Origin of the sequence: Burkholderia catarinensis, assembly GCF_001883705.2 — a bacterium.
Lineage (GTDB): Bacteria > Pseudomonadota > Gammaproteobacteria > Burkholderiales > Burkholderiaceae > Burkholderia > Burkholderia catarinensis.
In genome coordinates this window covers 17,766-42,225 of the sequence record NZ_MDEQ02000013.1, presented here as the reverse complement: position 1 = coordinate 42,225, position 24,460 = coordinate 17,766, and the positions used below count along the sequence as shown (strand labels likewise).

The following is a 24,460-nucleotide window of genomic DNA, read 5'->3' as shown; positions in this document are numbered from 1 at the left end:
TGGTCAGTTCCGTTGGTCAATGGCAGTAAACACGCCGGCGTCGATCATCCCGGACAGGTTGCGCGGGAGATCGAACGCATCCGCTTCCTCGAATGCGGCCGCGGCGGCTTCGCCGAGCGTCGCGTGTTCGACGAGTTTCGTCAGGAAGGTCGCGCCGCCCGCGGGCAGGGTCGCCACCATGACGTCGAGCGCCGGCCGCGTCACGAGCGCGTCTTCGCGAGCGCTCGAACATAGCGGTTCGACCGGCCCGTCGGTTCGATTCATCGAGAAGATCGCAACCGCGGGATAGGCCGATCGCACGATTCCGGCAGCGGGATGGACGATGAAACGTATTTGCGCGAGTGCCGTCGGCTCGATCCCGGCGAAGGCCTGGGCCGACAGCACCGGAAGGTCGGCGGCGTGATACGCATCGAGCCACGCGCGTTCGATCCTTGCTGTGTCCGCGAGCCACGGCATCTCGCGAGCGTAGGCGTAGGACTCGATGAACGCCGGAAAATCGCGACCGTATTCGAACAGCAGCGGCGAGGTCGGGGGCGTTTGCCTGACGTGAAACCGGGCCATCGCGCGAAAGAATGCGTCTCCCGTGATCCGATGGACGGCGGGATAGATCGCGACGAGTGCGTCGATCAGGCTGACGATGACGTTGTTCCGGTAGATACCGTATTGCCGGGTCACGTCGTTGCCGGGCCGGGCGACGACGTCATCGTGAATCGCGAGCGCCGGATTCGTCAGGCCCGCCGCGAACGGCCTCGCGTACTCGCGCTCCGGATGCTCAGGTCTCATCGGTCACCTCCGCTGCCGCGAGCGCTTCAGCGCCGATCATGAGGCGCCGCGCTTCGAGTGCCTGCGCGCGCAACACCGGCCAGTCGGGCAGATCGCTGTCCCATTCGACCAGCGTCGGGATCGGGCCGATTTCCGCGACGACGCGTTCGTACAGCGCCCAGACCGAAGCGGCGACCGTGCGATCGTGGCTGTCGATCAGCAGCAACCCGCCTGCGTCGTCATGCTGCTCCGCGTGCCCCGCCAGATGGATTTCGCCGGTGCATTCGAGCGGAAATTCGTCCAGGTAGGCCGACGCGGAGAACCGGTGATTGACCGCCGAAACCTGGACGTTGTTGACGTCGAGCAGCAATCCGCACCCGGTCCGCCGGGCGATTCGGCGAATGAATTCGGGTTCGCTCATCGTCGACGATGCAAACCGGACATAGGTGGCCGGATTCTCGAGGAGAATCTGCCGTCCGATCGTTTCCTGCACCTGGTCGATGTGGGCGCACACCCGGTCGAGCGTCGCCTGCGTATAGGGCAACGGCAGCAGGTCGTTGTAGAACGTTCCGTCGTGCGTCGACCAGGCCAGATGTTCGGAGACCAGTGCCGGTTGATAGCGCGCCACCACGTCGCGAAAGCGGGCGAGATGAGTCATGTCGAGCGATTCCTGCCCGCCGATCGACATGCCTACGCCGTGAATGGAGAGCGGATAGTCGGAGCGGATTGCCGCGAGCATGCGGTGCGGCGGGCCGCCCGCACCCATGTAGTTCTCGGCATGGACTTCGAAGAATCCGTCCTGCAATCCGCACGCGAGAATCGACGGCAGATGTTGGTGCTTGAAACTGGTACCGACGAGCGCCGATGCCGCGCGCCGGGGGGCGCCACGCCGGCGCGCTGCCGTCATTTCGCTGGAATATCGCATGGCCGCCCCCGTCGTCCGGGTCAGGACTTCATCGGCGTGAGGGAGCCGTGGCCGCCGCCCGGCACCTGGATGCTCGCGCAGGTGCCGCCCTGGACGAATTTCCACGAATTGCCCTGGAAATCCATCGTCGACGTACCCTGGCAGGTCGTGCCCGGGCCCGCCGCGCAGTCGTTCTGGCCCTTCAGCGCAACGCCGAAGCACTTCTCCTTGTGGGCCGCCACCGCTGCGCTCTTTTCGGCGTCGGTGAGCGGAGCTGCATGAACCGACGTCGCCAGAAGGCTTGCAACGGCGCTCACGATAAGGGCCGAATTGATCGAGATCTTTGCCGACATTGCTGTTCTCCAGTAGTTGGGATGGACGGTACCCATCGTGGGTACGCTGATTAATTCGTCGCAGCCCGACAGTTGGTTACAGCGAGGATGAATTTTTTTCGACGCTCGTCGAGGGGGGGCAGCAGCGCCTGGATCGGCCTGCGGAGGCGCGTGCAGGGTGGGGGCGTGTGTGCCGGCTGCCCGATCTTGCGTCGCACGATTCGTGTGCTCTTCGATCGGGCCACGCGTGCCGCGCGGGGGCGTCCGCGCGTAATCGATGGTCCGGCTAGCTTGGGCAACCGTGGTGTGCGGGCCGCACGGCGGCCGCGCTGCCCGCCGTCCCCTTCATCCGCGCCCGAAGCTCGGCCGCTTCGGATCGTACGTCCACCCCGGCACGAGATAGCGCATCGCGACCGCGTCGTCGCGCGCGGTGCCGCCGACCTCGTTATACAGCGCATGCGCGGCCTCGACCTGCGCCATGTCGAGTTCGATCCCGAGCCCCGGCCGCTCCGGCACGGCCACCTTGCCGCCGACGATCTCGAGCGGCTCGCGCGTGAGCCGCGCGTCGCCTTCCTGCCAGATCCAGTGCGTGTCGATCGCGGTGATCGTGCCGGGCGCGGCCGCCGCCGCATGGGTGAACATCGCGAGCGACACGTCGAAGTGGTTGTTCGAGTGCGAACCCCACGTGAGCCCCCAGTCGCGGCACAGCTGCGCGAGCCGCACCGAGCCCTGCATCGTCCAGAAGTGCGGGTCGGCGAGCGGGATGTCGACCGCCTGCAGCCGCACCGCGTGATCCATCTGCCGCCAGTCGGTCGCGATCATGTTGGTCGCGGTCGGGATCCCCGTCGCGCGGCGGAATTCGGCCATCACTTCGCGGCCCGAATAGCCGCCTTCCGGCCCGCACGGATCTTCCGCATACGCGAGCAGGTGGCCTTGCCCGCGGCACAGCGCGACGGCCTCGTCGAGCGACCAGGCGCCGTTCGGGTCGAGCGTCGCGCGTGCGTCGGGGAAGCGCGCCTTGATTGCCGCGATCGCTTCCATCTCGTCGGCGCCGGCCATCACGCCGCCCTTCAGCTTGAAATCGGCGAAGCCGTAGCGCTCGACCGCGGCTTCGGCCTGCCGCGCGATCGCGGCCGGCGTGAGCGCCGCTTCGTTGCGCAGCCGGAGCCATGGGTCCGGCGCGTGCGTCTCGTCGCGATACGGCAGATCGGTGCGGCGCCGGTCGCCGAGGTAGAACAGGTACGCGAGCATCGGCACCGCGTCGCGTTGCTGGCCTTCGCCGAGCAGGGCCGCGACCGGCACGTCGAGATGCTGGCCGAGCAGGTCGAGCAGCGCGGCCTCGATCGCGGTGATCACGTTGTCGAGCCGCAGGTTGATCTCGTGCGGCTGGCGCAGCACGGCCGCCTCGCCGGCCGACGTCACCTCGTGCCGGATCGTGCGGCACGCGCCCGTGCCGGACAGCGCCGCGCGCACCGCGTTGAGCGTCGCCTGGTAGCGACCGATCGACTGGCCGACCACGAGATCGGTCATGCGTTCGAGCGCGTGGCGGATCCCTTCGCCGCCCGGCACTTCACCGACCCCCGTGTGCCCGCTGCTATCGTCGAGGATCACGAGGTTGCGCGTGAAGTAAGGCGCGTGCGCGCCGCACAGGTTGAGCAGCATGCTGTCGCGGCCGGCGACGGGAATCACCTGCATGCGCGTGACGCGCGGCGTGCCGGCACGGCGGGATTCGGACATCGGTTCGCTCCTGGTTCCGGTGGCGCGCGGGCCGCCGGACGTGCCGGCGCGGCCCGCGTCGTTCATTGAAGCTCGACGCGGCGGATCTCGCCGACGACGAACAGGTAGCAGATCACGGCGACGAGCGCGTGCGCGACGACATAGACGAGCGCGCCGTTGAACGAGCCGCTGCGGTCGACGATATAGCCGATCGCGATCGGCGTCGTGATGCTGGAGAGGTTGCCGCACGTGTTGAGCAGCGCGCCGCTCAACCCCGCGATCTGGCGCGGCGCGGTGTCGGCGTTGACGGCCCAGCCGAGCGCGCCGAGCCCCTTGCCGAAGAACGACAGCGCCATGAACAGCACGACGAGCACGTGCGAATCGGTGTAGTTGCAGACGATCATCGACATCGACAGCAGCATGCCGAACACGATCGGCACCTTGCGCGCGACCGACAGCGACCGGCCCTGCTTGAGCAGCGCATCGGACACGACGCCGCCGAGAATCCCGCCGAGGAACCCGCACACGGCCGGGATCGACGCGACCAGCCCCGCGTTGAGGATCGACATCCCGCGCGCCTGCACGAGATAGACGGGGAACCACGTGATGAAGAAATAGGTGAGCGCGTTGATGCAGTACTGTGCGACGTACACGCCGATCAGCATCCGGCTCTTCAGCAGCGCCTTCACGTGATGCATCGACGGGCCGCCGCCGCGTCTGCCCGTCGCCTGGTCGATGTTGACGAGCGCGCCGCCTTCGGCGAGGTAGTCGAGTTCCGCGCGGTTGATGTTCGGGTGGTCCTTCGGGTCGTGCATCGTGCGATTCCACACCAGCACGAACGCGAAGCCGAGCACGCCCATCACCGCGAACACCGACTGCCAGCCGAACGCGTGCACGAGCCAGCCCATCAGCGGCGCGAACACGACGGTCGCCGCGTACTGCGCGGCGTTGAAGATCGCCGACGCGGTGCCGCGCTCCGAGGCCGGGAACCAGGTCGACACGATCCGGCTATTGGCCGGGAACGACGGCGCCTCGGCCGCGCCGACCAGGAAGCGTAACCCGAACAGCAGCGCGAACGCGGCCGCGCCGCCGAAGAAGCCGATCCCACCCTGCAGCAGCGTAAACAGCGACCAGAAGAAGATGCTGAACGCATAGACGATGCGCGATCCGAAGCGATCGAGCAGCCAGCCGCCCGGCAGTTGCGCGACCACGTACGACCAGCCGAATGCGGAGAAGATGAAGCCCATTTGCACATGGCTCAGGTGCATCGAGCTGGCGAGGCTCGGGCCCGCGATCGCGATCGCCGCGCGATCCGCGTAGTTGATCGTCGTGACCGCGAACAGGACGGCCAGCACGAGCCAGCGCACGCGCGTGCGCCGGGCCGTTGCCGACGCGGACGCCGGCAGCGCGTGAAGCGGATTCATGACTGTCTCCTCCGAAGGGCGGAAGGTGCCGTCGTGCGGCAGGCGCGTCGGTGCGCGCGTTATGTATGTCGATGCCGCCGGCTGGAGGCCGGGCACCGGACGCCGATGCATGCGTGGCGTCCGGGCCATTCTGTCATGTCGGAATTTGTACCTTCATGCCAATTGCTGACTTGATCGATTCAGCATTTGAATCGATGCGCCGGGCCTGGCCCGCGCGGGCGTGTCCGTCATATTTTTACCCGGATAATATTGACATTCATTTATACCCGGATAAAAATAGCGTCATTCTGATTCCTGCCTGCGGGCGACCACGATGACACTCTCCACGCTCCTTCCTTCGTATACGGCCTTCGACGGCCATCGGCGGCTCGCGTCGGGCCCGCTCGCGACGGTCGCGCTCGCGGTCCGGCAGGCTGCCGGCGACGCAACGCCCGGCACGATCCTGATCTTCGACGATGCGACCGGCCGCTCGATCGACCTTGACCTGCGCGGCACGGCGGACGATATCCGCGCGCGCTATGCGCCGCCGCCGGGCGACGCATCCGGGGCCGCCGGCGAGCCGGTCGACGCGGTCGGCGCGGGCGAACAGCGCGGCCGCGGCCGGCCGAAGCTCGGCGTCGTGTCGCGCGAGGTCACGCTGCTGCCGCGTCACTGGGAATGGCTCGCCGCGCAGCCGGGCGGCGCGTCCGTCGCGTTGCGCAAGCTCGTCGAGGACGCGCGGCGCACGCATGCGGCGGCCGACCGGCGCCGCGACGCGCAAGCGCGCGCGTACCACTTCATGTCGGCGATGGCGGGTGACCTGCCCGGCTTCGAGGAGGCCGCGCGGGCGCTGTATGCGAACGATCCGGCGCGGCTGGTCGAATTGATCGCCGGCTGGCCGGACGACGTGCGCGACCATGCGCTTGCGCTGGCGCGCGGCGACCTGCCGCCGTCCGCCGAAGACTGCTGACGGAGCACCGATGCGATGACCGTATTCGACCTGAACCGCGGCGCGATCGCGCCGGTCGCCGACGAAGTCGATTTAGTCGACCTGCGCGTGACGGGCGCCGTCCCGCGCGAACTCGACGGCACGCTGCTGCGCAACGGCCCGAATCCGCCGGGTGGCCGCTTCGAAGGGAACGACATGCTGTCGTGGTGGCCGGAAGCTGCGATGCTGCACGCAATCGCGTTCGACAACGGCCGCGCGACCGGCTACCGGAACCGCTGGGCGCGCACGCAGCGCTGGGCCGCCGTGCATGCGCCCGCGCGGGCGCCGCACCTGCCCGACACCAATCCGAACGTGAACGTGCTGCAGCATGCCGGCGAATTGCTCGCGCTGGCGGAGGGCGGCGCGCCGTTCGCGATCACGGCCACGCTCGATTCGCTCGGCGTGCCGGCTCGGCGCGCGGGTTTCGGCGGCGGCATGACCGCGCATCCGAAGGTCGATCCGGTGACCGGCGAGCTGATCGCGTTTCGCGCGGACTGGCGCGCGCCGTGGCTGCGCTACGGCGTCGTCGACGCGCACGGCGTGCAGCGTGTCGACATCGCCGTCGACCTGCCCGCGCCGTCGATGATGCACGACCTCGCGATTACCGAGACCCGCAGCCTGCTGCTCGACCTGAATGTCGGCTACGACTTCTCGCTGCTGGCGCAGGGCCACCGGATGCCGCTGCGCTGGCACGACGACCGGCCCGCGCGCATCGGCGTGATCCCGCGCCACGGCGGCGACGTGTGCTGGTTCGGCGTCGAGCCGTGCTTCATCCAGCACGTCGTGAACGCATACGACTGCGACGCGTCGTGCATCGTGCTCGATGCGGTGCGCTATCCGTCGTTCCTGCGGCTCGACACGCGTACGGGCCGTTTCGCCGACAACCCGGTCGGCGAGCTGTGGCGCTACGTGATCGACACGGCGAACGGGCTGATCGACGAAGGGCCGCTCGCCGACGGCGGCATCGAGTTGCCGCGTATCAACGAAAGCCGGACCGGGCGCCAGTACCGCTATCTGTATGCGGTCGAGCAGCCGAACAACGCGGAAATGCGCGGCGTGATGCGCTTCGACCACGCGCGCGGCACGACGACGCATTACGCGGTGCCGGCCGGCGACCAGAACGGCGAGCCCGTGTTCGTGCCGCGCCCCGGCGGCGTCGACGAGGACGACGGCTGGCTGCTGGTGATGGTCTATCGCGCGGCGACCGATACGAGCGACGTCGTGATTCTCGATGCCCGCGCGATCGATGGGGAGCCGGTCGCGACCGTGCATCTGCCGCGCCGCGTGCCGGCCGGGTTCCACGGCGCGTGGGTGCCGCGCGAGCGGTGAGCAGCCGGGCGCGTCACTGCGCGCGCAGCGCGTCGACGATCTTCAGCCGCGCGGCGCGCATCGCCGGCAGGAACCCGCCGACGAGCCCCATCACGAGCGAGAACAGCAGCGTCTTCACGACGATCGCGGGTGTCAGCACGAAGCGGAACGACAGGTCCGCGAAGGTCTGGAAGTTGGTCGTCGAGAACGACGCGAACTGCATCAGCGACGCGCACGCGAGCCCCGCGACGCCGCCGACGAAGCCGAGCAGCAGCGCTTCCAGCAGGAATGCGGCGAGCACGTTCATGCGCTTGAAGCCGAGCGCGCGCAGCGTGCCGATCTCGGCGACGCGGTTCGCGACCGAGGCATACATCGTGATCATCGCGCCGATCATCGCGGCGATCGAGAAGATCGTCGACAGCGTGATGCCGAGGATGTTGATGAACCTCGACAGCGCCTTCGACTGGTCGCCGTAGAAAGTCTGTTCGCGTTTCGCCTCGTCGGTCAGCCGCGGGTCGACGTCGATGTCGGCCTTGAAGCGCGCGAAGCCGTCGGCGCTCGGGATGCGCAGCACCATCGACGAATAGCTGGTGCGCCGGAACGACTGCATCAACTGGTCGACGTCGCCCCAGATTTCCGAATCGAAGCCGCTGCCGCCCGCGTCGAAGATGCCGACGATGGTCCAGTCGCGCTGCGCGAAATGCAGGCTGTCGCCGAGCTGCGTGCCGCTGAAGCCTTTCGCGATCGCGCTGCCGACGATGATTTCCGACGAGCCGGGCACGAACGGGCGGCCGGCCGCGAGTTTCACGTGCGGGCGCAGCACGAGGCCGGCCGGCGATACGCCGCGGATCACGACGTTCGACGGCTTGCCGGTCGACGTCTTCACCAGCGAGATCAGCACGACGGCCTCCTTCGACACGAGCGGCCGGCCGTCGGGGCCGAGCGCGACAGCCGGGTGCATCTCGAGCGCGTTGGCCTGCTGGTGGTCGATCGAACTCTGGATCTCGGTTTCGGCGCCCTTGCGGATCACCACGGCGTTGTCGGGTTCGCCGGTCGATACGAGCGTCTTCGTGAGCCCCGCGTCGAGCATCTGCACCGTCGCGAACACGAAGATCACGAGCGCCATCCCGCCCGCGGTGAGCGCGGTGGTGAGCCGCCGGGTCCACAGGTTGCGCGCGATGTAGGTGAGCAGGATCGCCATGCTAGGGTCTGTTTACATATGGAACGTGCATGCGTTGCCACGAGAACGGCCGCTCGCGAGGCGCGTGACGCCGCGAATACTGACGTATTCGCAAGGAGCGCAACGCGGCGAGCGGCCGTTCTCGTGGCAACCCCAAATTAAAAAATTCAAGTCACGGGAATGCCCGAAATCGCCCGTATGGCGGCGTCGCTCGTCGCTTGTTTGGCACGGCCAAACGGCGCTCCTCACTTCTTGCCCTCCGAGCGATTTCGGGCATTCGCATGTACGTTCCATATGTAAACAGACCCTACTACCCGATAGCCCGCAGGCCTTCGACGACGCGCACGCGCGCCGCTTGCCACGCCGGCACGATCGCGGCCGCGATGCCGACCGCGATCGAGCACGCGGCCTGCAGCGCGACGGTCTCGGTCGACACCCTGAACACCGGGAAAATGCCGCCGGCCGCCTGCTTGAACAGGCTCGCGGCGGGCGGCGTCGCGAGGATCGCGAGCCCGCCGCCGGCCACCGCGATCACCACCGATTCGCCGAACACGATCAGCGCGAGGAACCCGGGGCCGAAGCCGAGCGCCTTCAGCGTCGCGTATTCGGCCGTCCGTTCGCGCGCGCTCATCGCCATCGCGTTGGCCATCACGGCCATGATGATCAGGATCACCACGTACGAGACGAGGCGGATCGCCGCGATGATCTGGTTCGACATCGCGACGAAGCCGAGCTGGAACGCCTGCTCGGTCTCGGTCAGCGTTTCGGCCAGCGAGTTCTTGAACACCGCGTCGACGTTGCGCGCGATCGCCGCGCCGTCGTCGGGGTTCGCGACGCCGAGCACGAATACGCCGACCTGGTCGGCCTGTTTCGGCGTGCGCTGGCGCACCGTCTCGTTCAGGTAGTCCCAGTGGAACACCAGTTGGCGCGTGATCGTCGAGTCGTCGCGGCCGTCGAGGATCCCGTGCACGACGAAATCCCACGTGCCCGGATAGATCGTGCCCTTGAGCGGGATCACGTCGCCGATCTTGAAGCCGAACTGCGTCGCGAGCTGGCGGCCGACGAGGCAGCCGCGGCGGTCGCGGTTGTAGTCGGCGCGCTGCTGCGCGGGGATGATGAATTCCGGATACAGGTCGAGATAGTTGTCCGACACCGCGAAGCTCGCGAAGAAGTTCTTCGGGTCGCGGTAGATGCCGCCGAACCAGTTCGAGCGCACTACGGCCGTCACGCCGTCGACGCCGCGAATCCGGTTCTCGTAGCTGACGGGCAGCGGAAACACGAGCGAGATTGCATTGCGCGTGACGAGCCGTCCGCTGGACGCGGCGGCCGCGCCCGCGTACCACGCATCGACGACGGTGTGCAGCAGCCCGAACGCCAGTACCGCGATGGTCAGCCCGAGCACGGTCAGCAGCGTGCGCAGCCGGTGCCGCAGCGCGTTGCGCGCGATCAGCTTCAGCACATACATCGTGCGTGCTCCCGCAGCCGGTCAGCCGGCGTGCCCATCGATCAGCTCCCCTTTTTCCAGATGCACGAGCGACTGCGCGGCGCCGGCCGCGTGCGCGTCGTGGGTCACCATGATGATCGTCTTGCCGAGTTCGGCGTTCATCCGCTGCAGCATCGCGAGCACGTCGGAGGCCGACGCGCGGTCGAGGTCGCCGGTCGGCTCGTCGGCGACGATCAGCACGGGATCGGTGATCAGCGCGCGCGCGATCGCGACCCGCTGCTGCTGGCCGCCCGACAGCTCGGACGGGTAATGGCTCGTCCGGTCGCCGAGGTTCACCATGTCGAGCACGAGCTCGACGCGCTCGCGCCGTTCGCGGCGCGACAGGTGCGTGAGCATCAGCGGCAGCTCGACGTTCTCGAACGCGGTGAGCACGGGCATCAGGTTGTAGAACTGGAAGATGAAGCCGACGTTCGCCGCGCGCCATTCGGCCAGTTGCGCTTCCGCGAGCTGCGAGATGTCGAGGCCGCCCACGCGCAGCTCGCCGCTGTCGGGCCGGTCGATGCCGGCCACCAGGTTCAGCAGCGTGCTCTTGCCCGAGCCGGACGGCCCCATCAGCGCGACGAAGTCGCCTTCGCCGATGTCGAGCGTGATGTCGGTCAGCACGGGCACGATCTGGTTGCCGCGCCGGTACGACTTCGCGACGTGGCTGATCTCGACGAGGGGCGGAGGTGCGTCGTTCACGCTCGCGCTACTTCTTCGCGACGGTCACTTTCGCGCCGTCCTTCAGCTTTGCGCCCGGTGCGAGCACGACCGTATCGCCGGGCTTCACGCCGCGGATTGCAACCAATTCGCCGATCCGCATGCCCGCCGTCACGGGCGTCGCGCGCACGGTGTCGTCCTTTACGGCGAACACGACCGGCCGGCCGTCGCGTTCCACGATCGCGCTTGCCTGCACGGCCGTCACGGGCTGCCGGTCCTGCGCCGACACGGGCTTCGACAGGAATGCGATCTTCGCGCTCATGTCGGGCAGCACGCGTTCGTCGCGGTCGACGAAGCGCACTTTCACGAGCACGGTGGCCTTCGAGCGGTCGACGGTCGGCACGATGCGCGACACGCGGCCCGCGAAGCGCATGTCGGGCAGCGCGTCGAGCTGGATCTCGCACGGCTGCTCGGCGCGGATCTTCGCGATGTTCGATTCGGCGACGTCGGCCTCGACCTCGAGCGTGTCCATGTCGGCGATCGTCACGACCGCGCCCTTGCTGTCCGACGCGGACGAGAACGGCGTGATGTTGTCGCCGACGTTCGCATGTTTCGCGAGCACGATGCCGTCGAACGGCGCGCGGATCACCGTCTGGTCGACCGCGACCTGCGCGGCCTGCGCATTCGCTTCGGCGGACGCGATCGCGGCCTGGTCGCTGCCGAGCGTCGCGCGCGCCTTGTTCGTGCGGGCCGTGTCGGTGTCGAGCTGGGCGGCCGGCACCGCGCCCTTCGGTGCGAGCACGGCGGTGCGGCGCAGCGCGATCTGCGCGTCCTTCAGTTCCGCCTGCGCGACGCCGAGGTTCGCGCGGGAGACCAGCACCTGCGCGCGCGCCTGCGCCAGCGAGGCTTCCACGTCGCGGCTTTCGAGTCGCGCGATGATCTCGCCCTTCTTCACGCGCGTGCCTTCGAGCACGCCGAGCCATTCGACGCGCCCCTGGCCCTTCGACGCGACCGCGGCCTTGCGCTGCGGCACGACATAGCCGGTCGCATTGAGTTGTGTGTCGTTCTGGTACGGGTAGGCGGACGTGACGGACGTGGTTTCGACCGTCGGCCGGCCGGTGAGCGCGAGGCCGGCGGCGATCGCGACGATGATGATCGCGGCGGCGGCCGCATAGCGGACCCACCTGCGCCGGCGTGGCACCGGTGCGATCGGACGCCGGTCGATTTTCAGTTTGTCCAGATTGTGATCGGGCAATTTGAGCGCCTCGAGACGGCGGCGGTCTGGCGACCGGCCGCGATCCGGTTTCCGGGGAAAGGGACGGATGGACGCCAGTATAAGCGTCGTCCCGATGGCGCGCGAGCGGGTTCGCGGGGCCACGGCGGAGGCCGCCGGGCCGGCTCGCCGGCGCGGGAAGACGCGTCTGCCCCCGAGGAAACCCGAGGGGCGCAAGCAACGTGTCAACTTGCCGCGAAGGCAGTGCGTTATGGAACCGGTGCATCAGGTTTTGTCGCGGCGGAACGGCGCAAGCCGGCCCCCGGCCTGGCGCTCCGATGCGAATGCCTCGCATCTTTACTACCGGTACGTTTGACTTTTTCTCCGCTAAAGGAAGAACAATGAAGAAGACGCTCGCTTCGATCATGACCGCAGCATTCGCTCTCGCATCGGTTTCGGCATTCGCGCAGGCGTCCGCGCCGGAAGCCGACATGTCGGCTTCCGCACCGGCACCGATGAAGAAGGATCACAGCAAGCCGAAGCACGCGCTGAAGCAGCACGGTTCGGCAAAAGGCAAGGCGAAGGCCGCAGCCGCTTCGGCAGCCGGCACGAACGACGCAGGCGCAGCAAACTAAGCACGCTTCGTCGGGGCCGGCATAGCCGGCCGCCAGTCGAGAAACCCCGCACGCTTCGGCATGCGGGGTTTTGTTTTTTCAGGCGTCGCGAGCGTCGGACGGCGGCGGCGCGCGCATCGCGTCGACTACCGTGCGCATGCGCCGCCAGTGCGACCCTTCCCAGAACACGCGCCGGCACACGTCGCACGCGGCGAAGCGCCGGTGCCGCAGGCGGACGCCGGGCGGCACGCGCGGCGCGGCGGCGGCCGCGTCGAGCGGATGCAGCGGTGCATTGCAGCGCAGGCACAGCCGGAACGGCCGCATGTGCGGCGCGAGATCGAGCCGCGCGAACAGTTCGTGCAGCTGGTCGGCCGGCTGCAGCGCGTGCACGTAGCAGCCGCGCTCGACCGCGCGCCGCTTGAGCAGCTCGCGGTCGCGGGTCAGCACGATCCGGCCCTCTCGCGCGGCGAGCGCCGCGAGCTCGTCGTCGCGGTAGTGGTTGTCGTAGCAGGTGTCGAAGCCCGCGAGGCGCAACAGTTGCGCGAGGCCGCCGAGATGCGCGTCGGCGACGAAGCGCCATGGCGTCGGTCGCGGCGCGGCTGCTCCGTTCGCCGCCGGCTGCGCGCGTTCCGGAAAGGCTTCGACGCGGTCGCCGTCGTCGAGCGGCCGGTCGAGCGCGGCCGGCGCGTCGTTCACGCAGAGCCGGCCGATTTCGGTATGCGGGACGCCGAGTGCCTCGATCGCATGCTTCACCGTCGCATCGCGCGCACACGCGCACCCGAACGCGCGGTCGCGCTGCGTGCGCGGGAGAAAGGCGTTCAGTTCGTCGTGGAAGCGGAAGGTCGCGGTCGCCATTCTTGCAGTATCGCATCGCGCACGGCCGGCCGCGTACCCTGCAGGCGCCACGCATCTGTGTTTAACTCCCCGCTTCACGGAGCGAAGGAGCGGGCAATGGATCTCGGATTTATCGGGCTGGGCGAAATGGGGCAGGCAATCGCGACGAACCTGCTGAAGGCGGGGCACACCGTGCGGGTCTGGAATCGGTCGCGCGAGCGCGCCGAGCCGCTCGCCGCGCTCGGCGCGCAGATCGTCGACACGCCGGCCGACGCGTTTCGCGGCGACGCGGTGTTCTCGATGCTGGCCGACGACGCGGCCGCGCGCGCGATCTTCGATGACGCGCTGCTCGCGCAGGCGCCGCGCGGCCTGATCCACGTGAACATGGCGACGGTGTCGGTTGCGCTCGCCGAATCGCTCGCGCACGCGCACGCGTCGCGCGGCATCCACTACGTCGCCGCGCCGGTGATGGGGCGCCCCGACGTCGCGGCCGCCGCGCGCCTGACGATCATGGCGGGCGGACCGGCCGAGGCGATCGACCGCGTGCAGCCGCTGTTCGACGCGATCGGCCAGAAGACCTGGCGGTTCGGTTCGCTGCCGCAGCATGCGAACGTCGCGAAGATCGCGGCGAACTTCACGCTCGCGTCGGCGATCGAGACGCTCGGCGAGGCGTCCGCGCTGCTGGGCGCGCACGGCGTCGCGATGCGCGATTTCCTCGACGTGATCACCAGCAGCGTGTTTCCGGGGCCCGTCTACGAAGGCTACGGCGGGATGATCGCCGAGCGGCGCTATGAGCCTGCGCGCTTCAAGGCACGCCTCGGGCTGAAGGACGTTCGCCTGGCGCTGGAAGCCGGCGACGCCGTGTCGGTGCCGCTGCCGGTGGCGAGCGTCGTGCGCGACAACCTGCTCGACGCGCTCGCGCACGGTGGCGGCGACCAGGATTTCGCGGTGCTCGGCGAAGTCGCGCTGCGCCGCGCGGGCCGCTGACCCGGCGCGCGACAGAAGTCCGGCGCAACGGCATAATCGGCGTTTCGTTTTCCGTACATACATTCAGGCAGAGGCGGTCATGAACTTGCATACGTGGTGGCTTTTCGTGGCGACGGTGTTCGTCGTGTCGGCGATTCCGGGCCCGAACATGCTGCTCGTGATGACGCACGGCGCGCGGCACGGGCTGCGGCGCTCGGCGTCGACGATGGCCGGCTGCCTGAGCGCGCTGGTGCTGATGCTGTCGGTGTCGGCGGCGGGCCTGGGCGCGGTCCTCGAGGCATGGCCGGCGATGTTCAACACCTTGCGCTTCGCGGGCGCGGCCTATCTGGTCTACCTCGGCGTGAAGGCCTGGCGCGCGCGCGTCGACGACGATGTACCGGCCGCCGACGTCGAAACCGTCTCGCGCCAGGCCGCGTCGGCATCGCGCTGGACGCTGTTCCGCAACGGTTTCCTGGTCGCGGGCAGCAACCCGAAGGCGATCCTGTTCGCAGCCGCGCTGCTGCCGCAGTTCATCAACGCGGCCGAGCCGACGCTGCCGCAGTTCGGCGTCCTCGTCGTCACGTTCGCGGTGATCGAGGTGAGCTGGTATCTCGTCTACGCGTCGTTCGGCACGCGCATCGGCGCGACGCTGAAGAGCCAGAGCGTCGCGAAGATCTTCAACCGGCTGACGGGCGGGCTGTTCGTCGGCTTCGGCGCGATGATGGCGCTGGTCCGTCACTGATTTCCTGCTGATTCCGGCGCGCCGAACGCCCCGTCCCTCGCAAGAGGGCGGGGCGTTCGGCTTTTCGTATTCGTTTCAGGCGCGCGGCCATGCCGCCGCGCGGGCCCCGCGCCCGGTCGAGAACCCGAATACGGTAGCCGCGCCGGCGAACGCGAACCCGACGCCGCACACCGCGCTCCACCCGCCCCAGGCCCATGCGCTGCCCGCGAGCGCCGCACCGAGCGCGCCGCCGACGAAGAACAGCCCGACGAACAGCCCGTTCAGGCGTCCGCGCGCGGCCGGGTTCAGCAGGTTGATCTCGCGGCGGCCGATCGTCTGGTCGACGATGACGCCTGCGTCGAGCAGCGCCGCGCCGCCGGCCAGCAGCGCGAGCGCGAGGCCGCGATGCGCGTGCGCATCGAAGCCGAACCAGCCGGCGCCGCCGATCCCGAGCACGACGAGCGCCGCGAGCATCGTGACGTGTGCGATCCGCTGCGCGGCCGGGCCGTGGCCGCGATCACCGGCGCGGCCGGCGAGCGGCGTGACGATCGCGCCGCTGGCGCCGGCGAACGCGAACAGCGCGATCCCGTGCAGGCCGAGGCCGAACGGCGGCTGCGCGAGCCGCAGCCCGACGGCGGTCCAGAACGCGCTGAACGCGGCCATCGCGAGCGCGGCCGACAGCGCATGCCGGCGCAGCACCGGCTCGTCGGCAAGCAGGCGGCCCATCGACGCGAGCAGCGCGCGGTAGCCGGCCGTGATCGACGGCGTGCGCGCCGGCAGGCGCCGCGCGAGCACGATGGCGATCGCGGCGTTCGCGAGCGCGGCCAGCGCGTAGAACGCGCGCCAGCCGGCCGAGCCCGCGATCAGGCTTGCAAGCGGCCGCGACAGCAGGATGCCGAGCATCAGCCCGCTCATCACGTTGCCGACCGCGCGGCCGCGGCGCGCTTCGGGCGCCATCGACGCGGCCATCGGCACGAGCATCTGGATCACGCTCGACGCGGCGCCGGCCGCGAGCGTCGCCAGCAGGAACACGGTGCCCGACCGCGTGAACGCGGGCAGGGCGAGCGCGGCCGCGCACGCGACGAGCGTCGCGACGATCAGGCGGCGGTTCTCGAGCAGGTCGACCAGCGGGACGAGCAGCACGAGCCCGGCCGCATAGCCGAGCTGCGGCAGCATCGCGACGAGGCCGGCGAGCCCGGGCGGCAGGTGCAGGTCGGCGCTGATCGGGCCCGTCAGCGGTTGCGCGGCGAACAGGTCCATCACGATCACGCCGACCGTCGCCGCAAAGAAAAGCGTCATGCCCGCGCTCAGCACAGGCGGCGCGCCGGTGGGCGTACGAATGGCGGCGGGACAGGATTCGGCAGGGCAGTTCATCGGAAGCCAGGGGGACGGGTCGAAGGAATTCCCATCGTAGGTGGCTGGTGGTTATGCGACAATTGAAATATGTCTAACATGATTATGCGAGTTTGTTTTGAATACGCGTGATCTCCTGGCGTTCGTCGCGGTGGTCGACAGCGGGTCGATGGTCGCCGCGGCCGCGAAGCTCCACCTGACGCAGCCGGGCCTGACGCGGCGCGTGCAGAACCTCGAAACGCTGCTCGGCGTGCCGCTGCTCGAACGGCAAAGCAAGCCGCTGAAGCCGACCGCTGCCGGGCGCGACGTCTACGCGCTCGCGCGCGACGTGCTGGGCGCGGTCGACGCGCTGATGGCGGCGGGCGCGCCGGACAGCGAGCCGTCGGGCGAGCTGCGTATCGGCGTCCCGCCGTTCCTGTCCGAGCTGGCGCTCGAGCGGCCGATCGACCGGCTGCGCGAGGCGTTTCCGCGTCTCACGCTGCGCGTGACGGCCGGCTGGTCGCCGGCGCTCGTGCAGAGCGTCGAGCGCGGCTCGCTCGACGTGGCGACCGTGATGGTGCCGGCGAGCGCGCCGCTGCCGGACACGCTCACGGCGACCCTGCTCGGCACGCAGCCGACGGTGCTCGTCGCCGCACGCGACTTCCCGTTGCCGGACGGGCCGCTGACGCTCGACGCATTGTCGGGTTTTCCGTGGGTACTGAGCCAGGACGGCTGCGGAATGCGCTCGGCGCTGAGCCGCATGCTCGGCGCGGCCGGCCTGCCGTTCGACGTCGCGGTCGAGGCCTTCGGCTCGGAGTTGCAGCTGTCGCTGGTCGCGCGCGGCGCGGGTATCGGCATCGCGTCGCCGAATGCGCTCGCGCGCAGCGCGCATCGCGACGCGCTGCGGGTGGTGGAAACGGCGGGGCTGGAGACGCGGATCAGCGTATGGATCGTCCACGCGGCGCTGCCGGGCCGCCTGGTGCGGCCCGTCGCGCTGCTGCGCGACGCGCTGTCCGAGGTGCTGGAAGGCGAGATCAGGAAGGGGTCAGAAGCAACCGAAGCGGTTTAGAGCCGGCATTCGAGGGAAAATCCTTATTTTCTCTACGGAAATGTTGCATTGCGGAAACCGATTCGCTATAGTTGTACCTGTCTCCTCCATGTCTCCTCTGATATGGATTCAGCCCGCCTCTTAGGCGGGCTTTTTTTTGCCTGCGATTTTGCCGCGGCGATCCATTCGCCGGCTGTTGCCGGCGTCAGAACTTGTACGTCATCCCGACGTAGCTGATGATCGGGTCCGCCTTCAGGTCCGATTTCGACTCGGAGAGCACCGCGCCGTCGGCTGCCTTGATCGTCACCGTTGACGTCGTCTTCAGCGGGATGTACGTCACCGACGCGACCAGCCCGAAATGCTCGGTGATGTTGTACTGCATGCCTGCGTTGAACACCGGCTGCCATGACGACGACGCCTTCGCTTCTACCGATGTCGTACCCGGCTTGCCCGCGCCCGCCGCGAGAATCGCGCCGAGGTTGTCCTGCGTCTGCTTGATGAAGTTCGTGTTGAGCTGCAGGTCGCTGAACCAGTTGTACGACACGCCGAGGCCGAGGAACGGCCGGAACTTCGCGTTCGCCTGTGCGAAGTAGTACTGCAGGATCACTGCCGGGCTCCACTGCCGCACGCTCTTCACGATCGGGTTCACCGACCCGAGCCCGATGTTCTGCGTGCCGAGCGCGCCGGCAGGGCCGGGCGGCCGGATCGTCCCCTGGCCCGACACCTTGAACACCGGCGGCACGCCCGCCACCGACGTGACCGCGATGTGGTCGGTCAGGAAGTGGCTGACCGTCAGGCCGACGGTGTCGGCGCCGCTCGTGCGCAGCCCCGTGCCCGGCGACGTGAACGACGGCGGCAGCCGCAGCGGCGTGTTGATCGGCGTCGGCGCGACGTTGGTTGTCATCGGCGTGCTGCTTTGCTGCGGCATCACGTGGAACCAGCCCAGCGTGACGACGTTGCTGCCGGCGCTCTGCGCGTGCGCCGCGAGCGGCGCCAGTGCGGCGGCGCCTGCCGCCGCGCAGAGAAGGGTCTTCTTCATCACGGCTTTCCTCCGCTTACTGGACAAACGCGCCGATCGTGAAATACGGCGTCGATCCCGCGTTGTCGAGGAAACCGAACACGCCACCCGTGAAGATGAACTTGCCGGTCGGCGACGTGCTGCCCGAACCCGTGTGGATCGTCGTGACCGTGCCCGGCACCTTCTGCGTGTAGTCGAGGTCGAGCGCGGTCGCGAGCGACGCCTGCGACGGCTGGAACGGATCGAGCAGCGTGGCCTGGTTGTTGATCAGCGCGGTGGTCCGGTAATTGAACTGGCTGTCGACGCCGACGTACTCGCCGTTCTGCGAACCGGCCGCGATGGCCGTCTGCGGCGCGAGGATCGAGATGCTCGATTCGTCGTCGGCGGTGAGGCCCGGCACGCCGTTGCTGTCGGGCGTCGGGTTCGGGTTCGCGACACCCGTGCGCACGAGGATCGGCACCAGCTGGTTGCGCAGCTTGCCGACGATCATGAAGCCCTTGCCCTGCGGCGTCGCCGACAGCGTCGGCTTCAGCTGGCTCTGGTAGTTGTTGGACTGGAACGCGCCGCTGCCGTCCGCGGACTGCGCGAAGTTCGTGCCCTGCTGCGTGCATGCGCCGCCGGCGAACTGGCCGGTCGTGTCGCACTTGGTCCACGAGCCGTCCGCGTTGATCGTCACCTTCGCGTCGATCGACGCCGGCGCGAAGTTCTGCGACGGCACTTCGCCGAAGCCCGTATGGCTGTACGTGCCCGCGACCTTCGTGATGTCGGTCTCGATCGACGAGAAGCCGATGAACGGGTAGTACGGGAATTTCGTGTCGGGCACCGCGGCCTGGCCGAGCACGCCGCCGAACTGGATTTCCTTGCCGGGAATCGTGCCGCCCGCGACGCCCATGCCGACGAAGATGCGTGCCGGACGCGACGCATCGAGGCTCGCGCCGTTCAGGCGGAACGCGCACTGGTTCAGCTTGTTGGTCGGCAGCATCGTTTCCTGCGTGAGCGTGCCGCTGTCGACAGTGCCCGCGCGAGTCGGCGTGACGGTGCCGGTCGTTCGCGGAACCGCCGATTCGACATACGTCACCTGCCAGGTCATCTTGGTCGTGTCGAGCTGGACCTTGGCGAGTTCGCCGCTGCCCGCGCCACCCGTAAACACGGTGCTGTAGTCGAGCGAGGCAGGGCAGAGCCGGTCCTCGACGAGCGGGGGCGGATTGTCGCTGCCGCCGCCGCAAGCGGAAAGAAGGGGGGCGGCAAGGGCCGCCGCCAGAATGAGGTTGCGCTTCATGTTGCTCCTCCAGATTTGTCTTGTACGGCGGCCAGCTCCCTGTCGGCCGCTTCTGTTGCTTGTGCTCGTCCTGCCTGCGCCGTGCCACGCGCGTTCATGCGTCACGCGGCGGCGGGCTCGCCGCCGCCGCGTCCTCGATCGCTATTTGCTGATCTGCGCGCCCACGCCGAAGTACGGTGTCGACGACGTGCTCGAGTTCGCCGACGTCGACGTGACGCCGCCGTTCACCGTGCCCTGGATCAGCGCCGCGTAGAGCCCGCCCGTCGCGATCACCACGCCCGAGGCGGACGGGTAGGTCGCGCCGCTCGGCGGTTTCGTCGTTGCGTTCAGCAGGCCCGGCGTCGCCTGGCCGTAGTCGAGCGTGAAGCCGTCTTCCTCGGCCTGCGTGGTCGGGTTGATGAACGATGCGTTGCCGCCGCGGATCAGCGCAGCCGTGTACTTGAAGTTCGAGTCCGCGCCCGCGTAGCCGCCGTCGATCGCACCCGACGTGATCGCCGTCGCCCCGGCGAGCACCGCGATGCCCGATTCGTCGTCGACTTGCGCGTCGGTGTGCAGCGGCGGCGTGCCGAGGTTCACGTTGCCCGTGCGCACGATCACCGGCACCGTCGCGCCGTTGAGCTGGCCGATCACCATGTGCGCGGTCGCCGACTTGCCGGTCGCGCCGACGATCGGCAACTGCGTTTGCGGCAGCGTCTGCGGCGCCTTCGTGCTGTCGAAGTAGCCGCCGTTCGCGGTGTTCGCGGTCCACGGATTGCCGGTCGTCTGGCAGCCGCCCGAGCTCGTCGACGTGCATGCGCCGTTCGCGTCGAACGTCTCGCTCGAGTTCGAGCCCTTCGTCGCGTAGTTGCCCGACGGGACGAGGTGGTAGATCAGCGCGTTGTACGTTCCCGGCAGCTTCGTGAGATCCGTCGTCGTGTTCGCGAAGCCGAGGAACGGATAGAAATCGAAGTGACGGTTCGGCACCTGGCCGACGTTCTGGATCACGCCGGGGATGATCGTCAGCCCGTCGTACTGGACCGTCGCGCCCGGAATGCCGCCGCCCGCGACGCCCATGCCGACGAGCAGCATCGGCGGGTTCGCCTGGTTGAAGTCGCCGGCCGTCGAATAGGTCGAGCCGTTCGGCGCGGTACCCGTGCCCGGCGTGAGGACGAACGCGCAGCGGGTCTGCTCGGCGGTCGGCAGCGCGCCGGTCGGCGGGTGGATGACCTTGCCGGCGATCGTCGTGCCGGCGCGACTGGGCGTGACGGTGCCCGTCTTCAGCGGAATCGGCGATTCGAGCCACTTGAGCGTGTACGTCATCGCGACCGCGTCGATGTTGACGCTGACGATCTCGCCGCTACCGGCGCCGCCGAGATACGAGCTCTTCACGATGTCGGCGTTGGCCGGGCACAGCGAACCGTTGACGGGTTGTGACGGCGGCGGCCCTTGCGTGCCGCAGCTCGATCCGGAACATTGGGGCGCATTGATCGGCGCGGGTGCGCCACCATCCCCTCCACCACATGCAACCAGGAAAGGGGCAATGGCAAAGGCCGTTGCCACCCCCTTCGATAAGGCGTGCGACATGCCGCTGTCTCCAATCGTTTAATTGTGCGAGCTAATGTCGCTGCCTTGATTTTTGCTGTCAATTGATGAACCCGTCTAAAAAAGGCGATTGAAACGGAGTTCGCGTTTTGAATCCTTGCCTGACATGGAATTCGGTAAGAATTAAAACGAGTAGCAGGTCGCCCAAAGCTGCCGGAGTGGGGGATGCGCCACGCTCGGCCGGCTGTCGAAGAGCCTTCCCGCGTATAACGGCAGCGTTTAACGCGACGGTATCCGGTTTATCCCTATTCGGGATTGACTGGATAAAGCAGGGGCGGGATTAATTCACGGGTAATCGCGCAATTGAAAGCTTGTAAATATTTGTAAATGCGCGGCCCGGATTTTATTTATTGCCTGATACGGGTAAATAAAAAGCCGGCCAGCGGCCGGCTTTGCATCGCATGCGATGTTGAATCAGCGCGTGAGGCCCGCGTCCTCGGCCGCGCCGATGCTGAGGTTCATGCACTGGATCGCGGCGCCCGATGCGCCCTTGCCGAGGTTGTCGAGGCGCGCGACCGTGACGAAGCGCTCTTCGTTGCCGAACACGAACAGGTCGACGCGGTTCGTGTCGTTGTTCGCCTGCACGTCGAAGAAGCCGCCGTCGAGGTTCGCGTCAGCGTCGAACGGTGCGACGCGCACGAACGCTTCGCCCGCGTAGTACTCGGCGAACACGCGCTGCACGTCCTGCGGCGTCGCGCGCTTCGCGAGCTGGTCGGGCGTGAAGTAGGTCGTCACCGCGAGGCCTTTCAGGAACGGGCCGACGATCGGCGTGAAGATCGGCGGGTTCGCGAGACCCGTGTGCGCGGCCATTTCCGGCAGGTGCTTGTGCGCGAGGCCGAGCGCATACGGGCGCGGGCTCGCGAGCTTGCCGCCCGGCGCCGCGTTCTCGTAATCGGCGATCATCGACTTGCCGCCGCCGCTGTAGCCGGTGATCGAGTAGCTGTGCGCGGCGAACGACGGCGCGACGAGGCCCGCGTCGACGAGCGGACGCATTGCCAGCACGAATGCCGACGCGTGGCAGCCCGGCACCGCGATGCGCTTCGACGTGCGAATCTTCTCGCGCTGCGCGCGGGTCAGCTCCGGCAGGCCGTAGGCCCAGTCGGCGCTGGTGCGGAACGCGGTGCTCGCGTCGATCAGCGTGGTGTTCGGATTCTCGACGAGCGAAGCCGATTCGCGCGATGCGACGTCCGGCAGGCACAGGAACGTGACGTCCGACGCGTTGATCAGGCGGCGGCGCTCGTCGACGTCCTTGCGCTTCGCTTCATCGATGCGCAGGATCTCGATGTCGTTGCGCGCCGACAGGTATTCGAAGATCTTGAGGCCGGTCGTGCCTTCCTGGCCGTCGACAAAAACTTTGGTGCTCATTTCGCTCTCACTGAATGAAACGGGGGGCCGCGCCCGGAAACCGCCATTTTAAGACGTCATCCGGCGGGCCTGTACCGCGCGGCGCGAAAAAAAGACGGCCGGCGGGCCGTCTTGTGTCCCTTTGACGCCCGCCGGCGCGGGCGCCGGGGCGTGCTCAGCGGCTGCCGGCCACCCAGCGGGCCGTCGCTTCGGCGACGCGCCGGCCGAATGCCTTCCCGGTCTCGAGGTCGCCCGGCAGCGGGCCTTCGTCCGGCGACGCATCCGCCGGCGACTGCGCGAGCAGGCCCGTGGAACCGCCCAGGTAGTTGATGTCGTTGCGCGTGGCCGCCTTCGAGTTGGCCGGCATCAGGCTCGTGCCGACCCACACCATCCCATGCTGCATCGACAGCGTGACGAAATATTGAATCGTCGAGAACTTGTCGCCGTTCATCGTCGCGGAGTTCGTGAAGCCCGCGGCGATCTTGTCCTTCCACTTCTGCGTGAACCACGCTTTCGACGTTGCGTCGGCAAACTGCTTGAACTGCGCCGACGGGCCGCCCATGTAGGTCGGCGCGCCGAAGACGATCGCGTCGGCCGCGTCGAGCGCGGCCCAGCCCGCGTCGTCGAGGTCGCCGACTGCGATCAGGCGCACGGTCGCGCCGGCATCCTGCGCGCCTGCGTGAACGGCCTCGGCCAGTTTCTGCGTGTGACCGTAGCCGCTGTGATAGACGATGACGATGTTCGACATGAAGCGTTCTCCGGAAAGGGACGGGAATGGCGGTCGCAGCGGCCTGCCGCGTCGCGAGTCGCCGACGGGCGGCGCGACACGGATGCGCGGCATGGCGCCGCGACCGGTGACGACGAGTCTAGCAAGCCGAAATGACGGGAAAACACGCGCGTGCGGCGTACGGAGATTCGCGGTAGCAGGCAATCGCCGCGTGGCGGCGCGTGATGCGCGGCGGCCGTCACTGCCCGTAGTTGACCGTGAGTTGCGCGGTGCCGATCGCGAGCGTGCCGATCTCGTGCTCGAACATCGGCGCGGGGCGGCCCTGCGAGACGCGCAGGTCGGTGCCCTTCAGTGCGTAGACGGTGATCACGTAGCGGTGCGGCTTGCCGGGCGGCGGGCACGGGCCGCCGTAGCCGTCGATTCCGAAGTCGTTGCGCGCCTCGCTTGCGCCGATGCGGCGCAGGAAGCCGGACGCGCTCGCGTCGGCCGGCAGGCCCGTGACCGTCGCCGGAATGCCCGCCACGGCCCAGTGCCACCAGCCGTGCCCGGGCGCGTCGGGATCGAAGATCGTGACCGCGTAGCCGCGCGTGCCGGGCGGCGGGTTGTGCCAGGTGAGCTGCGGCGAACGGTTCGCGCCCTTGCAGTCGCCGCGGTCGAACACGTTCGCGGCGCGGACGCGCCCGCCGGGCGTCAGGTCGTCGCTCGACACGGTGAACGGGCCTTCCGCATGCGCGTGCGGTGCCGCGAAGACGGCGGCGCAGAGGAGGACGGAGAGGATGAACGGAGACGGGCGACCCGACGGCGCAGGCGAAGCGATCCGGCGATCCACACGCATATGGCGCTTCTCCCGTCACATGGGCCGGGCCGATGCTCCCGGCATTGTTGGCGTTGTGCGTTGCCCGCGCAGCTGATGGCGACGATGGATCAAGTCTAGCATTAGGGTTCGATGAGCGATGCACACCGCAACCCGCGATTGCGATCGGTCATGGTGCGGATCGACGGACGAAAAAAAACCGCCTGCGATGAAGCAGGCGGCTTTTTCAGCCA

At 68.4% G+C, this 24,460-nt stretch carries 23 protein-coding genes; 6 read left to right on the top strand and 17 right to left on the bottom strand.

Features of this window, described 5'->3' with window-relative positions; translation table 11 throughout:
• Positions 1-3 precede the first annotated feature (3 nt).
• From BFF94_RS21335 to BFF94_RS21315, 5 genes are all read right to left on the bottom strand, one after another.
• Positions 4-783, bottom strand: coding sequence for an HvfC/BufC N-terminal domain-containing protein (locus BFF94_RS21335; protein WP_128843830.1), 780 nt, complete (start codon positions 781-783; stop codon positions 4-6).
• The gene (bufB, locus tag BFF94_RS21330; RefSeq protein ID WP_128843835.1) at positions 773-1,669 is read right to left on the bottom strand and encodes an MNIO family bufferin maturase; all 897 of its coding nucleotides are present in this window, start codon (positions 1,667-1,669) and stop codon (positions 773-775) included. The genes BFF94_RS21335 and bufB overlap by 11 nt, the downstream gene beginning before the upstream one ends.
• Before the next feature lie 38 nt (positions 1,670-1,707).
• The gene (locus BFF94_RS21325) at positions 1,708-2,019 is read right to left on the bottom strand and encodes a BufA1 family periplasmic bufferin-type metallophore (RefSeq protein ID WP_128843829.1); all 312 of its coding nucleotides are present in this window, start codon (positions 2,017-2,019) and stop codon (positions 1,708-1,710) included.
• Between the two features lie 324 nt (positions 2,020-2,343).
• Positions 2,344-3,735: an enolase C-terminal domain-like protein gene (locus BFF94_RS21320; RefSeq protein WP_219139795.1), complete on the bottom strand. Its 1,392-nt coding sequence runs from the start codon at positions 3,733-3,735 to the stop codon at positions 2,344-2,346.
• A 62-nt stretch (positions 3,736-3,797) separates the two neighbouring features.
• Positions 3,798-5,138: an MFS transporter gene (locus BFF94_RS21315; protein WP_128843828.1), complete on the bottom strand. Its 1,341-nt coding sequence runs from the start codon at positions 5,136-5,138 to the stop codon at positions 3,798-3,800.
• Positions 5,139-5,451: 313 nt separating this feature from the next.
• On the opposite strand from BFF94_RS21315, the gene BFF94_RS21310 reads away from it, so the two are divergent.
• The gene (locus BFF94_RS21310) at positions 5,452-6,087 is read left to right on the top strand and encodes a DUF2239 family protein (RefSeq protein WP_219139794.1); all 636 of its coding nucleotides are present in this window, start codon (positions 5,452-5,454) and stop codon (positions 6,085-6,087) included.
• A 15-nt stretch (positions 6,088-6,102) separates the two neighbouring features.
• Positions 6,103-7,434 (top strand): carotenoid oxygenase family protein, encoded by a 1,332-nt coding sequence (locus BFF94_RS21305; protein WP_128848239.1) that lies wholly within the window; start codon positions 6,103-6,105, stop codon positions 7,432-7,434.
• Positions 7,435-7,447: 13 nt separating this feature from the next.
• On the opposite strand, the gene BFF94_RS21300 is transcribed toward BFF94_RS21305, so the two are convergent.
• From BFF94_RS21300 to BFF94_RS21285, 4 genes are all read right to left on the bottom strand, one after another.
• Positions 7,448-8,614, bottom strand: a complete 1,167-nt coding sequence (locus tag BFF94_RS21300; RefSeq protein ID WP_128848242.1) for an ABC transporter permease — start codon at positions 8,612-8,614, stop codon at positions 7,448-7,450.
• 289 nt (positions 8,615-8,903) lie between these two features.
• A complete protein-coding gene (locus tag BFF94_RS21295; protein ID WP_128847565.1) occupies positions 8,904-10,058 on the bottom strand; it encodes an ABC transporter permease in 1,155 nt (384 codons plus the stop codon).
• Between the two features lie 21 nt (positions 10,059-10,079).
• Positions 10,080-10,778 (bottom strand): ABC transporter ATP-binding protein, encoded by a 699-nt coding sequence (locus BFF94_RS21290; RefSeq protein WP_128847563.1) that lies wholly within the window; start codon positions 10,776-10,778, stop codon positions 10,080-10,082.
• Between the two features lie 7 nt (positions 10,779-10,785).
• A complete protein-coding gene (locus BFF94_RS21285; RefSeq protein WP_128847561.1) occupies positions 10,786-11,991 on the bottom strand; it encodes an efflux RND transporter periplasmic adaptor subunit in 1,206 nt (401 codons plus the stop codon).
• A gap of 359 nt (positions 11,992-12,350) precedes the next feature.
• Between BFF94_RS21285 and BFF94_RS21280 the strand changes: the two genes are divergently transcribed.
• Positions 12,351-12,584, top strand: coding sequence for a hypothetical protein (locus BFF94_RS21280; RefSeq protein ID WP_128847559.1), 234 nt, complete (start codon positions 12,351-12,353; stop codon positions 12,582-12,584).
• 78 nt (positions 12,585-12,662) lie between these two features.
• On the opposite strand, the gene BFF94_RS21275 is transcribed toward BFF94_RS21280, so the two are convergent.
• A complete protein-coding gene (locus tag BFF94_RS21275) occupies positions 12,663-13,418 on the bottom strand; it encodes a Mut7-C RNAse domain-containing protein (protein WP_219139793.1) in 756 nt (251 codons plus the stop codon).
• On the opposite strand from BFF94_RS21275, the gene BFF94_RS21270 reads away from it, so the two are divergent.
• Both BFF94_RS21270 and BFF94_RS21265 read left to right on the top strand, forming a co-directional pair.
• Entirely contained in the window at positions 13,308-14,384 is a 1,077-nt protein-coding gene (locus BFF94_RS21270) for an NAD(P)-dependent oxidoreductase (protein ID WP_372454256.1), read from the top strand. The two genes, BFF94_RS21275 and BFF94_RS21270, sit on opposite strands and share 111 nt — an antisense overlap.
• A gap of 79 nt (positions 14,385-14,463) precedes the next feature.
• The gene (locus BFF94_RS21265) at positions 14,464-15,105 is read left to right on the top strand and encodes a LysE family translocator (RefSeq protein WP_128848543.1); all 642 of its coding nucleotides are present in this window, start codon (positions 14,464-14,466) and stop codon (positions 15,103-15,105) included.
• Between the two features lie 75 nt (positions 15,106-15,180).
• Here BFF94_RS21265 and BFF94_RS21260 read toward each other — a convergent pair whose 3' ends face one another.
• The gene (locus BFF94_RS21260; RefSeq protein ID WP_219139791.1) at positions 15,181-16,458 is read right to left on the bottom strand and encodes an MFS transporter; all 1,278 of its coding nucleotides are present in this window, start codon (positions 16,456-16,458) and stop codon (positions 15,181-15,183) included.
• 97 nt (positions 16,459-16,555) lie between these two features.
• Between BFF94_RS21260 and BFF94_RS21255 the strand changes: the two genes are divergently transcribed.
• On the top strand, positions 16,556-17,485 hold the full coding sequence (locus tag BFF94_RS21255) for a LysR family transcriptional regulator (RefSeq protein WP_219139790.1): 930 nt from the start codon (positions 16,556-16,558) through the stop codon (positions 17,483-17,485).
• A gap of 184 nt (positions 17,486-17,669) precedes the next feature.
• Here BFF94_RS21255 and BFF94_RS21250 read toward each other — a convergent pair whose 3' ends face one another.
• The 6 genes from BFF94_RS21250 to BFF94_RS21225 form a co-directional block, all read right to left on the bottom strand.
• A complete protein-coding gene (locus BFF94_RS21250) occupies positions 17,670-18,503 on the bottom strand; it encodes an OmpW/AlkL family protein (protein ID WP_128848546.1) in 834 nt (277 codons plus the stop codon).
• A gap of 16 nt (positions 18,504-18,519) precedes the next feature.
• Positions 18,520-19,761: a DUF2957 domain-containing protein gene (locus BFF94_RS21245; RefSeq protein ID WP_128848548.1), complete on the bottom strand. Its 1,242-nt coding sequence runs from the start codon at positions 19,759-19,761 to the stop codon at positions 18,520-18,522.
• Positions 19,762-19,902: 141 nt separating this feature from the next.
• On the bottom strand, positions 19,903-21,324 hold the full coding sequence (locus BFF94_RS21240; RefSeq protein ID WP_128848551.1) for a DUF2957 domain-containing protein: 1,422 nt from the start codon (positions 21,322-21,324) through the stop codon (positions 19,903-19,905).
• Between the two features lie 432 nt (positions 21,325-21,756).
• The gene (argC, locus tag BFF94_RS21235) at positions 21,757-22,707 is read right to left on the bottom strand and encodes an N-acetyl-gamma-glutamyl-phosphate reductase (protein WP_128848554.1); all 951 of its coding nucleotides are present in this window, start codon (positions 22,705-22,707) and stop codon (positions 21,757-21,759) included.
• 154 nt (positions 22,708-22,861) lie between these two features.
• Positions 22,862-23,434, bottom strand: a complete 573-nt coding sequence (locus BFF94_RS21230) for a flavodoxin family protein (protein WP_219139789.1) — start codon at positions 23,432-23,434, stop codon at positions 22,862-22,864.
• 217 nt (positions 23,435-23,651) lie between these two features.
• Positions 23,652-24,248: a YbhB/YbcL family Raf kinase inhibitor-like protein gene (locus tag BFF94_RS21225; protein WP_128848556.1), complete on the bottom strand. Its 597-nt coding sequence runs from the start codon at positions 24,246-24,248 to the stop codon at positions 23,652-23,654.
• Between the last annotated feature and the right edge of the window lie 212 nt (positions 24,249-24,460).